General features: G+C 75.1%; 11 protein-coding genes. 9 read left to right on the top strand and 2 right to left on the bottom strand.

Annotation, left to right across the window (positions count from 1 at the left end; genetic code table 11):
- Positions 1-14: 14 nt before the first annotated feature.
- Positions 15-944: a PaaX family transcriptional regulator gene (locus AFB00_RS00630; RefSeq protein WP_068795585.1), complete on the bottom strand. Its 930-nt coding sequence runs from the start codon at positions 942-944 to the stop codon at positions 15-17.
- A 180-nt stretch (positions 945-1,124) separates the two neighbouring features.
- Here AFB00_RS00630 and AFB00_RS00625 point away from each other — a divergent pair, with 180 nt between their 5' ends.
- The 7 genes from AFB00_RS00625 to bsaP all read left to right on the top strand — a co-directional run bounded on the left by AFB00_RS00625 (position 1,125) and on the right by bsaP (position 8,639).
- Positions 1,125-2,453, top strand: coding sequence for an adenosylmethionine--8-amino-7-oxononanoate transaminase (locus AFB00_RS00625; RefSeq protein WP_083275153.1), 1,329 nt, complete (start codon positions 1,125-1,127; stop codon positions 2,451-2,453).
- Positions 2,454-2,707: 254 nt separating this feature from the next.
- Positions 2,708-5,023: a SulP family inorganic anion transporter gene (locus tag AFB00_RS00620; protein WP_068795584.1), complete on the top strand. Its 2,316-nt coding sequence runs from the start codon at positions 2,708-2,710 to the stop codon at positions 5,021-5,023.
- A gap of 50 nt (positions 5,024-5,073) precedes the next feature.
- Positions 5,074-5,466: a thioredoxin gene (gene trxA, locus AFB00_RS00615; protein WP_068795583.1), complete on the top strand. Its 393-nt coding sequence runs from the start codon at positions 5,074-5,076 to the stop codon at positions 5,464-5,466.
- Between the two features lie 80 nt (positions 5,467-5,546).
- Positions 5,547-6,719, top strand: a complete 1,173-nt coding sequence (locus AFB00_RS00610; protein ID WP_083275921.1) for an 8-amino-7-oxononanoate synthase — start codon at positions 5,547-5,549, stop codon at positions 6,717-6,719.
- Positions 6,716-7,429, top strand: a complete 714-nt coding sequence (bioD, locus tag AFB00_RS00605; protein ID WP_068795582.1) for a dethiobiotin synthase — start codon at positions 6,716-6,718, stop codon at positions 7,427-7,429. Before AFB00_RS00610 ends, bioD begins: the two co-directional genes overlap by 4 nt.
- Positions 7,426-8,433 carry a biotin synthase BioB gene (bioB, locus tag AFB00_RS00600; RefSeq protein WP_068795581.1) on the top strand — a complete coding sequence of 336 codons (1,008 nt, stop codon included), beginning with the start codon at positions 7,426-7,428 and terminating at the stop codon, positions 8,431-8,433. The genes bioD and bioB overlap by 4 nt, the downstream gene beginning before the upstream one ends.
- Positions 8,430-8,639 (top strand): biotin synthase auxiliary protein BsaP, encoded by a 210-nt coding sequence (gene bsaP, locus AFB00_RS00595; RefSeq protein WP_068795580.1) that lies wholly within the window; start codon positions 8,430-8,432, stop codon positions 8,637-8,639. Before bioB ends, bsaP begins: the two co-directional genes overlap by 4 nt.
- 12 nt (positions 8,640-8,651) lie before the next feature.
- Here bsaP and AFB00_RS00590 read toward each other — a convergent pair whose 3' ends face one another.
- Positions 8,652-9,689, bottom strand: coding sequence for a zinc-dependent alcohol dehydrogenase family protein (locus AFB00_RS00590; RefSeq protein WP_068795579.1), 1,038 nt, complete (start codon positions 9,687-9,689; stop codon positions 8,652-8,654).
- 255 nt (positions 9,690-9,944) lie between these two features.
- Between AFB00_RS00590 and AFB00_RS00585 the strand changes: the two genes are divergently transcribed.
- Both AFB00_RS00585 and AFB00_RS00580 read left to right on the top strand, forming a co-directional pair.
- The gene (locus AFB00_RS00585; RefSeq protein ID WP_068795578.1) at positions 9,945-10,454 is read left to right on the top strand and encodes a type II toxin-antitoxin system PemK/MazF family toxin; all 510 of its coding nucleotides are present in this window, start codon (positions 9,945-9,947) and stop codon (positions 10,452-10,454) included.
- Between the two features lie 136 nt (positions 10,455-10,590).
- On the top strand, positions 10,591-12,228 hold the full coding sequence (locus AFB00_RS00580) for an ABC-F family ATP-binding cassette domain-containing protein (RefSeq protein ID WP_083275152.1): 1,638 nt from the start codon (positions 10,591-10,593) through the stop codon (positions 12,226-12,228).
- Positions 12,229-12,230: the final 2 nt, after the last annotated feature.

Here is a 12,230-nt window from a genome sequence, read left to right as displayed (position 1 = left end):
GCGGGGCCCGCCGGTCACGGCGTGCCGGCCAGCTCCGCCCAGGCGGCCCGGGCCGGTGCGTCCCACCGGTCGTGCAGGGTCCCGAACAGGTCCGCGGCGCGGGCACCGGCCCACCGGTCGGGCAGCAGCTCGGCCGGGAGCTCGGGGTCCAGGAACGGGAACCGCCGCCAGGCGTGCACCAGCCGGACCTGCCGGGCGAGCACGCCGGTGCCGACCCCCGCCCCCGGGGCCGGTGCGCCGGCCGCGGGCGTGAAGCAGTCGAGGAACTCCTGGTAGGCCAGCTCGACCCGGTCGAGGTCCCAGGCCTGGGCGACGACGTCGGCCGGCCGGCCGATCGCGCCGTACCGGCCGACGAACGAGCTGCTCATCCCGCGCAGCCCGAGCTCGTCGAGCACCTGCGCGACCTGCTCCTCCTTCGCGGGGTCGGGGGAGACCCACACCCCGGGGGCGGGTGAGCCGAGCCCGGCCCAGGCCAGCCGGGTCCGCAGCCGGTGCCGCAGCTGTCGCCGGGACTCCGGTACCGACGCCAGCAGCACCAGCCAGCGGCCGTCCCACCCGGTCGCGGTGGCACCGAACCCGTAGATCCGGGCCGCACCCTCCGACAGCAGCCGCCGCCCGGCCGTCGTCAGGGACCAGCGGACCCGGCGGCCGTCGCGGTCGGAGACCAGCAGCCCCTCGGCCGCGGTCCGGGCCAGCGCCTGGCGCGCCGACTTCGCCTCGATGCCGAGCGCGCCCATCGTCTCCAGCAGCGCCCGGGTCCAGACCGGTTCGTCCGCCGGGAGCACGAACTCGCCGAGCACGGTGAGCAGCAGCGACCGCGCCGAGGCCTGGCCGAGCTCGCGACGGCGGGTGACGGCGCCGCCCGCGGGGCCCGGCCCACCGGGCCGCGACGGCGGGGGCCCGCCGGTGGCGGCCGGACCGGGATCGGGGGACGGGGTGGCCATGGTCCGGTGAGCCTAGTGCCCGTGCGGAACCGGCCGGCGCCGAACTCGGTGGCCCCGCCGCCCGTGACGACGCGCCGACCGGCCGGGATCCCGGACCCGGTCGCGGGCCACCGCCGGAGCCCGCCGGGTCGATCACCGTTCCTACCGGGACGGTGGATCACGGTAGTACGGTCGGGAGCCGTGACCGTCCCCGATCCCGGCGCCCGGCCGGGGACCCCGGAGCCCCGCTCCGCCGCGCCGTACGGCACGGCGGAGCTGCTCGCCACCGACCGCGCCCACGTCTGGCACCCGTACGCCCCGATGCCGGCGACGGCGACGCCGCTGGTCGTCGAGTCCGCGCAGGGCGTGCGGCTGCGCCTGCCGGACGGCCGCGAGCTCGTCGACGGCATGTCCTCCTGGTGGTCGGCGATCCACGGCTACCGGCACCCGCGCCTCGACGCGGCGGTGACCGACCAGCTCGGCCGGATGAGCCACGTGATGTTCGGCGGGATCACCCACGGTCCGGCCGTCGACCTGGCCCGGCTCCTCGCGGAGATCACGCCGGACGGACTCGAGCACGTCTTCCTCGCCGACTCGGGATCGGTGTCGGTCGAGGTCGCGATCAAGATGTGCCTGCAGTACTGGCGCTCCCGCGGCCGGCCCGGCAAGCACCGGCTGCTGACCTGGCGGGGCGGCTACCACGGCGACACCTTCGGTGCGATGAGCGTGTGCGACCCCGACGGCGGGATGCACGCCCTGTGGTCGGACGTGCTGCCCCGGCAGGTCTTCGCCGACGAGCCGCCGCCGGAGTTCGAGCACGACTACGTGGCGCACCTGGCCGAGCTCGTCGAGACCCACGCCGACGAGCTGGCGGCGGTGGTCGTCGAACCGGTGGTGCAGGGCGCCGGTGGGATGCGCTTCCACGATCCCCGCTACCTGCACGTATTGCGCGAGCTGTGCCACGCCCACGACGTGCTGCTCGTGTTCGACGAGATCGCGACCGGCTTCGGCCGGACCGGTGAGCTCTTCGCCGCCGGGCACGCCGGTGTCGCCCCGGACGTCATGTGCGTCGGCAAGGCGCTGACCGGCGGATATCTCACGATGGCCGCGACCCTGTGCACCGGGCGGGTGGCCGCGGGCATCACCGGGGGCGAGGCCGGCGTGCTCATGCACGGCCCGACGTTCATGGGCAACCCGCTGGCGTCCGCCGTGGCGCACGCGTCGGTGTCGTTGCTGCTGGAGCGCGACTGGCGGCGCGAGATCAAGGACATCGCGGCCGGTCTGCGCACCGGGCTCGCCCCCGCCCGCTCCCTGCCCGGGGTGCGGGAGGTCCGGATCCTCGGCGCGATCGGTGTGATCGAGCTCGACCACGACGTCGACCTCCCGGCCGCGACGGCGGCCGCCGTGGTCGCCGGCGTGTGGCTGCGGCCGTTCCGCAACCTGGTCTACGCGATGCCGCCGTTCGTCAGCACCCGGGCGGACATCGCGCTCGTCACGGCCGGCATGCGGGCCGCGGCACTGGCGGGATAGCGACCGGGTCCCGCTTCCCGAGCCACCCGGCCGGGTGCATTCTACTGTGATGCTGATCACGTTACGCAGAGGTGAAACGGCCTGACCGGCTGTTTCGTAGCGCGCCATCGATTCGATGAGAAACCCTCTCATCAAGATCCGTTTCCGTTGGACACACGGCGCGGCCGGCGGCCAGGACGGCACGCCCCGCCCGATCTCGCGACCGCACTGCCGCGGTCCGGACAGCCCCCTACGGACCGACATCGGAGCCTCTCGTGTCAGCGCAGGATCACTCCAGTAACTCCCGTCACACCAGCACCCCGAGCTCGGGCCGGGCCACCCGCGACGAGCACGCTCCGGCCGAGTCCGGGCGCGGGGAGCACTCGCCGCCGGGCGGCGGCTGGTTCGGACGGACCTTCCCGCACGCCCGGGCCGACCTGTCGGCCTCGATCGTCGTCTTCCTCGTTGCGGTGCCGCTCTCGCTCGGCATCGCCGTCGCCTCCGGTGCCCCGATCCTCGCCGGCCTCGTCGCCGCCGTCGTGGGCGCGGTCGTCGCCGGGCTGCTCGGCGGCTCGAAACTCCAGGTCTCCGGCCCGGCCGCGGGCCTCACGGTGATCGTCGCCGAGCTGGTCAACACCTACGGCTGGCAGGTCACCACCCTGATCACCGCCGGTGCCGGTGTCCTGCAGATCGTCTTCGGCCTGACCAAGCTCTCCCGGTTCGCCCAGGCCATCCCGCCCGCCGTCGTGCACGGCATGCTCGCCGGCATCGGCGCGACCATCGCGCTCGGCCAGCTCAACGTCGTGCTCGGCGACCAGGCCCAGACCGGCGGCGTCGCGTCGATCGGCAACCTGCCGTCCGCCGTCGCGAACCTGTCCTGGCCCGCCCTGCTGCTCGGCGGCCTGGTCATCGCGATCATGCTCGGCTGGAGCCGGCTCCCGTCGAAGATCACCGTGGTGCCCGCCGCGCTGGTCGCCATCGTCGCCGCGACCGCCGTCTCGCTCGCCTTCACCGACGTCACCAGGGTCGAGCTGGGGGGCTCGTTGCTCGACGCCCTGTCGCTGCCGTCGCTGCCGGAGTCGAACTGGGGCGGTGTCCTGTTCGGCATGCTGACCGTGGCGCTGATCGCCAGCGTCGAGTCGCTGCTCTCGGCGGTCGCCATCGAGCGGATGAAGCCGGGTACCCGCACCGACACCGACCGCGAGCTGCTCGGCCAGGGCGCGGCCAACACCGTCTCCGGCATGATCGGCGGCCTGCCGATCACCGGCGTCATCGTGCGCTCCGCGGCCAACGTCAAGGCCGGTGCCGAGACCCGTGCCTCGGCGGTCATGCACGGCGTCTGGATCGCCCTGTTCGCGATCGTGCTGATCGGCGTCATCGAGCTCATCCCGATGGCCGCGCTGGCCGGCCTGCTGGTGATGATGGGGATCGGCCTGATCAAGCCGGCCGACATCCGCACCGCCCGCGCCCACGGCGAGCTCGCCATCTACGCCGTGACCCTCGCCGGCGTCGTGTTCCTGAACCTGCTGGAGGGCGTCGTCATCGGCCTGGTGCTGGCCGGGCTGATGCTGCTCTGGCGCGCCGTCCGGTCGCGTCCGCACCTGGACCAGGCCGCCGACGGCAGCTGCGAGCTGGTCATCGAGGGCTCGCTCAGCTTCCTCGCCGTGCCGCGGCTGTCCCGTGAGCTGAACGCGGTGCCGCACGGGGCCGACATCACCGTCCGGCTGGTCACCGACTACCTCGACCACGCCGCCTACGACCACCTGCTGGCCTGGAAGGCCCGCCACGAGGGCACCGGCGGTGTCGTCACCGTGATCGAGCCCGACGAGGCGCGCCGCAGCACCACGCCCGGTGCCCGCTTCCTGACCTGGGGCGAGTGGCAGTCCCGCGACGCCGAGCAGACGGCCGCCGAGCCGCTGATGGCGGGCGTCGCGGCCTACCACGAGAACACCTGCGACGCGATCCGCCCGACGATGTCGGAGCTGGCGGGCGGCCAGTCCCCGTCGGCCATGATGATCTCCTGCGCGGACTCCCGGGTGCTGCCGCACGTCATCACGCACAGCGGCCCCGGCGACGTCTTCACCGTGCAGAACGTCGGCAACCTCGCCTGCGGCCCGGGCACCGCGGCCGCGGTCGAGTTCGCCACCTCGGCGCTGAACGTCCCGCTGGTCGCCGTCTGCGGACACTCCGGCTGCGGCGCGATGAAGGGCCTGCGGGCCGGCGCGGCGGGCTCGGAGGGCGCGCTCGGCGCCTGGCTGCTGGAGGCCCGCCCGGTGCTGCGCGCCTTCGAGACCGGGCACCCGGTCGCCGAGGCGGCGGCGCGGGACGGCTTCGACGAGATCGACCAGCTGGCGATGGTCAACGTGGCGCTGCAGATGGAGATGCTGCGCGCCCAGGAGTCCGGCGCCGAGGTGATGGGCATGTTCTACGACATCCGTACCGCCCGGGTGCTGGTGCTCGACGAGCAGGCCCAGCGGTTCGTCGACGTCCGGCCGGACGCCGACGTCCCCGGCTCCGACCTGGACCGGATCGCCGCCGGTCACGGCCACGGTCTGGCGGCCACGGCCACGGTCCGCCCGGTCGAGGTCTGAGCCGGACCGGCGAGGGAACAACAGCGGGCCCCGGCGTCGTTGGAGGGCACATGGCCACCGTGGAACTGACCACCGACAACTTCAACGACGTCGTGGGCGCGCCCGGGGCGACCGTCCTGATCGACTTCTGGGCGTCCTGGTGCGGCCCGTGCAAGCAGTTCGCCCCCGTCTACGACGAGGCGTCCGACAAGCACGAGGACGTGACGTTCGGCAAGGTCGACACCGAGGCGCAGCAGGAGCTGGCCGGGGCGTTCGGGATCTCCTCGATCCCGACCGTCATGGCCGTGCGCGACGGCGTCGTCCTCTACTCCCAGCCCGGCGCGCTGCCGGCCGACGCCCTCGAGGACCTGATCGGCCAGGTCAAGTCCGTCGACATGGACGAGGTGAAGGCCGCCGTCGCCGAGCAGGAGCAGGAGGCGGGGCCGGGTACCACCCAGGCCTGACCCGTACGTCCCCGTACCCCGCGCCGGTCCGCCCGGCGCGGGGTACGCGTGTGCCGGGGCCCCGCCTAGGGTCGGTGACCGTGACCCGACCCGACCCGGCGGTGACGCCCGGCCACCCGCTCGCCTGGCTGGACGAGATCGCGACCGCCCGCACGGCCGACGGCCTGCGCCGCCGGTTGCGACCACGCGCCCCGGACGGTCCGGGCGCCCCGCTCGACCTGGCCGGCAACGACTACCTGGGGCTCGCCACCGACCCGCGGGTCGTCGCGGGCGGGGTGGCCGCCCTGCGGGCCTGGGGCGCGGGAGCGACCGGATCGCGGCTGGTCACCGGCAGCACCACGCTGCACGCCGAGCTGGAACGGGAGCTCGCGGGTTTCTGCGGGTTCGCCGACGCGCTCGTGTTCTCCTCCGGCTACGCCGCGAACCTCGGCGTCGTGTCCGCGCTGACCGGTCCCGGGGCGCTCGTCGTCTCCGACGCCGCGGTGCACGCCTCCCTGGTGGACGCCTGCCGGCTCTCCCGGGCCCGGGTGGTCGTCACCCCGCACGCCGACCCGGACGCGGTCGCCGCGGCGCTCGCCGACCGCCCGGAGTCCCGCGCGCTGGTCCTCACCGACAGCGTCGGGTCCGCGGACGGCGACCTCGCGCCGCTCCTCGCCCTGCACCGGGTCGCGCGGCGGCACGGGGCGGTCCTGGTCGCCGACGAGGCGCACGGCCTCGGTGTGCGCGGCCCCGGCGGGCGCGGGCTGCTCGCCGAGACCGGGCTCGCCGGGGAGCACGACGTGGTCGCGACGGTGACCCTGTCCAAGGCGCTCGGCAGCCAGGGCGGCGCGGTGCTCGGCCCGCCCGGGGTCGTGGCGCACCTCGTCGACACCGCCCGGAGCTTCATCTTCGACACCGGACTGGCCCCGGCCGCGGTGGGCTCGGCGCTGGCCGCGCTGCGGGTGCTGGCCACCGAGCCGGAGCGGTCCGCGGACGTGCTGCGGGTGGCGGGGGTCCTCGCGGCCGCGGTCGACGTGCCGGTGCCGGTGTCGGCGGTGGTGCCGGTGCTGCTCGGCGAGCCGGGGCCGGCGGTGGCCGCGGCGGCGGCCTGCCTGGAACGGGGCGTGCGGGTCGGGTGCTTCCGGCCGCCGTCGGTGCCGCCCGGTGGCTCCCGGCTGCGGCTCACCGCCCGGGCCGGGCTGACCGGGCCCGAACTGGACCACGCGGCGACCGTCCTCGCCGAGGTCGTCGCCGACGCCAGGGCCCGGGCATGAGCGGCGCGACCGGCCGCGTCGTGGTCGTCACCGGGACCGGCACCGGGGTCGGCAAGACCGTCGTGACCGCGGCACTCGCGGCCGTCGCCGTCGCGGCGGGGGAGCGGGTCGCGGTCCTCAAGCCCGCACAGACCGGCGTCGTCCCCGGCGAGCCGGGGGACGCGGACGCCGTCGCCGCCCTGGTACCCGGGGTGACGACCGCCGAGCTGGCCCGCTACCCGGATCCGCTGGCCCCGGCCACGGCCGCCCGCCGGGCCGGGCGGGATCCGGTCACCCCGCGCCACGCCGTCGACGCCGCCCGCGAGCTGGCCCGCACGCACGATCTCGTCCTCGTGGAGGGGGCGGGCGGCCTGCTCGTCCGGTTCGACGACGACGGCGGCACCCTCGCCGGGGTGGCCGCGGAACTCGGCGCGCCGGTGGTCGTCGTCGCGGCGGCCGGGCTCGGCACGCTCAACCACACCGGCCTCACCGTCGAGGCGCTCGCCGTCCGCGGGCTGGTCTGCGCGGGCGTCGTCGTCGGGGCCTGGCCGGAGAACCCCGATCTCGCCGCCCGGTGCAACCTCGCCGACCTGCCGTCGACCACCGGGGCACCGCTGCTGGGAGCGCTCCCGGCCGGGCTGGGGACGGCGGAACCGGCCCGGTTCGCGACGGTTGCGTCGCGCACACTGGGCCCGGATCCGTTGTCCCGCTGGCAGGATGCCAGATCATGACGACCGCACGGACCGACGTCCTCACCGTCGCCCGCGAGCAGGTCCTCGAACAGGGGACCGGCCTCACCACCGAGCAGGTACGCACGGTGCTCGACCTGCCCGACGACCGTCTCGACGACCTGCTCGGGCTGGCCCACGAGGTGCGCATGCGCTGGTGCGGACCCGACGTCGAGGTCGAGGGGATCATCTCGCTCAAGACCGGCGGCTGCCCGGAGGACTGCCACTTCTGCTCGCAGTCCGGCCTGTTCGCGACGCCGGTGCGGTCGGCGTGGCTGGACATCCCGATGCTGGTCGAGGCCGCGAAGCAGACCGCGAAGACCGGCGCGACGGAGTTCTGCATCGTCGCGGCCGTCCGCGGACCGGACGAGCGGCTCATGACCCAGGTCGCGGCGGGCATCGCGGCGATCCGGGACGCGGTCGACATCAACATCGCCTGCTCGCTGGGGATGCTGACCGCCGACCAGGTGGACGCGCTCGCCGCGATGGGCGTGCACCGCTACAACCACAACCTGGAGACCGCGCGCAGCCACTTCCCGAACGTCGTCACGACGCACACCTGGTCCGAGCGCTGGGACACCCTGCGGATGGTGCGGGAGGCCGGGATGGAGGTGTGCTGCGGCGGCATCGTCGGGATGGGCGAGTCGCTCGACCAGCGCGCCGAGTTCGCCGGGCAGCTCGCCGAGCTGGCCCCGGACGAGGTGCCGCTGAACTTCCTCAACCCGCGCCCCGGCACGCCGTTCGGCGACCTCGAGCCGATGTCCGGACCGGACGCGCTGCGGACGGTCGCGGCGTTCCGGCTGGCGTTGCCGCGCACCATCCTCCGCTTCGCCGGCGGCCGTGAGATCACCCTCGGCGACCTGGGGGCCCGGCGCGGCCTGCTCGGCGGGATCAACGCCGTGATCGTCGGCAACTACCTGACCACGCTGGGCCGGCCCGCCGAGTCCGACATCGACCTGCTCGGTGAGCTGGAGATGCCGATCAAGGCCCTGAACGAGACCCTGTGAGCACCGTCCACGCCCGGGAGGCGGGTGCGCCGTACTGCGAGCAGTGCGGCGTGCCCGGCTCCGAGCCGGGGCACGACCGGTGCGCGCAGCGGCGCGCGCTGGAGCCACCCCGGTACTGCCCGGACTGCGCCCGCCGGATGGTGGTGCAGATCCACCCGACCGGCTGGACGGCCCGGTGCAGCCGGCACGGCGAGCGCACCGGCTGAGCAGCAGCGGGATCAGGGGCGGATGAGCACCTTGAGGGCCTCCCGGTCGTTCATCGCGCGGTAGCCGTCCGGGACCTCGTCGAGACCGATGGTGCGGTCGAAGACCTTCCCCGGCTGGATCGTGCCGTCCAGGACGTCGGGCAGCAGTTCCTCGATGTAGGCCCTGGCCGGTGCGACACCGCCGTGCACGCCGACGTTGCGCATGAACGCGTCCTTGCCGAGCGGGATGTCGGTGTACTGCGAGACGCCGACCCGGCCGACCAGGCAGCCGTCCCTGGTGATCTCGACGGCGGTGCGGACCGCCTCGGTGAACCCGACGCACTCCAGGGCGGCGTCGACACCGTCGCCGCCGGTCAGCTCACGCACCCGGGCGATGCCCTCGTCGCCGCGTTCGGGCACCACGTCGGTCGCCCCGAACTCGCGGCCGAGGTCGGTGCGGTCGGTGTGCCGGCCCAGCAGCAGGATCCGCTCCGCGCCGAGCCGCTTCGCGGCCAGCACCGCGGACAGGCCCACGGCACCGTCGCCGATGACGGCGACGGTGTCCCCGCGGGCGACCCGGGCCGAGACGGCGGCGTGGTGACCGGTGGAGAACACGTCGGACAGGGTCAGCATCGAGGCGAGGAGCGCGTCGTCGGGTTCGCCGGGCATCGGGACGAGCGTGCCGTCGGCGAACGGCACCCGGACCGCCTCGCCCTGGCCGCCGTCGGTGCCGTCGGCGCCCCAGCCGCCGCCGTGCCGGCAGGAGGTCTGCCGGCCCTTGCGGCAGAAGTCGCAGGTGTTGTCGGCCCACACGAACGGGGCGACGACCAGCCGCCCCTTCTCGATGGTGCGTACCCCGGAGCCGACCTCCTCGACGACACCGAGGAACTCGTGGCCGATCCGCTCGCCCTCGGGGGAGTCCTCGGCCGAGTTGTACGGCCACAGGTCGCTGCCGCAGATGCAGGAGCGGAGCACGCGGACGATCGCGTCGGTGTCCTCGCGCAGCCGGGGGTCCGGCACGTCGCCGGAGACGCGGACGTCGTGCGTGCCGTGGATCAGGGTGGCCTTCATGGCTGCCGCGTTCCCGCATGCGCCGTCGTTCATGCGTGGCCCGTACGGCGTCACCTGTGCGCGACCCGCTGTGCCGCTGTTGCGCGACCCGCGCTGTGCCGCTGTTGCGCGACCCGCGCTGTGCCGCTGTTGCGCGACCCGCGCTGTGCCGCTGTTGCGCGACCCGCGCTGTGCCGCTGTTGCGCGACCCGCGCTGTGCCGCTGTTGCGCGACCCGCGCTGTGTCCCCGGTCGCACGTGCGGCAGGCTGGCCGCCATGGCGATCAACTGGGGCTCGGTGGTGCGCACCGCCGTGAAGGTGGCGACCAGGCTGCTGAAGGACTCGCAGCGGGGATCCGGCGGCGCTCCGCGCCCGGGGGCCGGCCCGGCCCGGGTCCGCACCGCGGCGACCGGGGACCGGGCCCGCGAGGTCGTCTACGCCCCGGAGCGGGACGGCGCCGCGGACCCGGGCGAGATCGTCTGGACCTGGGTGCCCTACGAGGAGGACCCGAAGCAGGGCAAGGACCGCCCGCTGCTGGTCGTCGGCCGCTCCGGCGGCGATCTGCTCGGTCTCATGCTGTCCAGCCAGGACCGGCGCGCGCACGACCCGGAATGGGTCGGGATCGGCTCCGGGGCCTGGGACCGGGAGGGCCGCGACTCCTACATCCGCCTGGACCGGGTGCTGGAGGTCGAGGAGCACGGCATCCGCCGCGAGGGCGCGATCCTCGACCGGGACCGCTTCGACCGGGTCGCCGAGCAGCTGCGGTCCCGGTACGGCTGGCACTGACGCCGTCCCGGATCCGGGTGGCGCGCCGATCGGGAGCCGGTTATTCTCCCGGTCATCATGAGGCACTGACGACCCCATCCGACTACCGAGCGGCACCTGCCCCGGCGGTCGTCCTCCGTTCCCCGGAGTCGTCGTCATGCCCTCTGCCACGGATCTGCAGGCCCTCACCGCGACCGGTCTGGTCCACACCTTCCCCGCCCGCGCCGGTCGCCCGCCCGTGCTCGACGGCGTCGATCTCGTCGCCGCTCCCGGCACCCGGATCGGGCTGATCGGTGAGAACGGCAGCGGGAAGTCGACGTTGCTGCGGCTCCTCGCCGGGGTCGACACCCCGGACTCCGGCGCGGTCAGCGCCCCCGCCGACCTGGTGTACCTGCCACAGGAGCCGGAGATCGGGCCGCACGGCACCGTCGGGGAGCTGCTCGACGCCGCGCTGCGTCCCCTGCACGACGCGGTCGCCGAACTGGAACGGCTGGCCACCGAGCTGGCGTCGTACCCCGACGGCCCCGCCGCCGCGGAGTACGACCGGACGCTGGCCTGGGCCGTGGCGCACGACGCCTGGGACGCCGACCGCCGGGCCGAGGTCACCGCCGGCACCCTCGGCGTCGCGGACCTGGACCGTGACCGGCGGGTCGCCACGCTGTCCGGCGGGCAGCGGACCCGGCTGGCGATGGCGGCGGCGCTGGTCCGCCGGCCGGCCGTGCTGCTGCTCGACGAACCGACCAACCACCTCGACGACTCCGCGCTCGACCTGCTGGAACGCTCGCTGACGGAGCTGCCGGGCGTCGTCGTCGCGGCCAGCCACGACCGCACCTTCCTCGACCGGGTGTGCACCGAGCTGCTCGATCTCGACGCCGGCGTGCTCGGCACCGACGGCCACGGCGGCCGCCGGTTCGGCGGGACGTTCACCGAGTACCTCGACGCGCAGGCGGCGAGCCGGGCGCGCTGGGAGGAGCGGTTCGCCGCCGAGCAGGAGGAGATCGACCGGCTCCGTGAGCGGACCCGCATCGGTACCTCCGCGATCGCGCCCGGCCGCGGCCCGCGTGACAACGACAAGTTCATCACCAAGTTCAAGGGGGCGAACGTCGAGCGCACCCGGGCCCGCCGGGTCAACGACGCCCGGCGCCGGCTGGAGACCGCCGAGCGCGAGGCGCTGCCGAAGCCGCCGCGTCCGCTCCGGTTCGCCGGGCGGCTCACCGGCGCCGGCACCGGCGCGCTGGCGGTGCAGCTGCGTGACCTGCGGGTGGAAGGTCGGCTCGCACTCGACGTCCTCGACCTGCCGGTGGGAGAGAAGCTGCTGGTCACCGGTCCGAACGGGTCGGGGAAGTCGACGTTGCTGGCGGTCCTGCACGGTGACCTCGCTCCGGCCGCGGGCAGTGTCGATGTCCGGGCCCGGCGGGTGGGGCTGCTCGCCCAGGACCCGGAGATCGGGCCGGCCGACCGGACCGCGCGGGACGCCTACGTCGCGTTGCTCGGCCCGGACCTCGCCGAGCGCGTCCCGCTCGGCGAGCTGGGACTGCTGCACCCGCGCGAGCACGGGACCGCGGTCGGGGCGCTCTCGCTGGGGCAGCGCCGCCGGCTCGCGCTCGCGGCGGCCGTGGCGGACGCGCCGGACCTGCTGCTGCTCGACGAGCCGACCAACCACGTCTCGCTGCGGCTGGCCGGCGAGCTGGAGGAGGCGCTGGGCTCGGCGCCGGGGACCGTCGTCGTCACCTCGCACGACCGGTGGCTGCGGGCGCGGTGGTCCGGGCCGCGGCTAGCGCTCGGTGCGGAGTAGGG

The sequence above is a fragment of the Pseudonocardia sp. HH130630-07 genome, assembly GCF_001698125.1.
GTDB lineage: Bacteria > Actinomycetota > Actinomycetes > Mycobacteriales > Pseudonocardiaceae > Pseudonocardia.
Note: the sequence above shows the minus strand (reverse complement) of the source record. Positions and strands in the feature narration are given on the sequence as shown.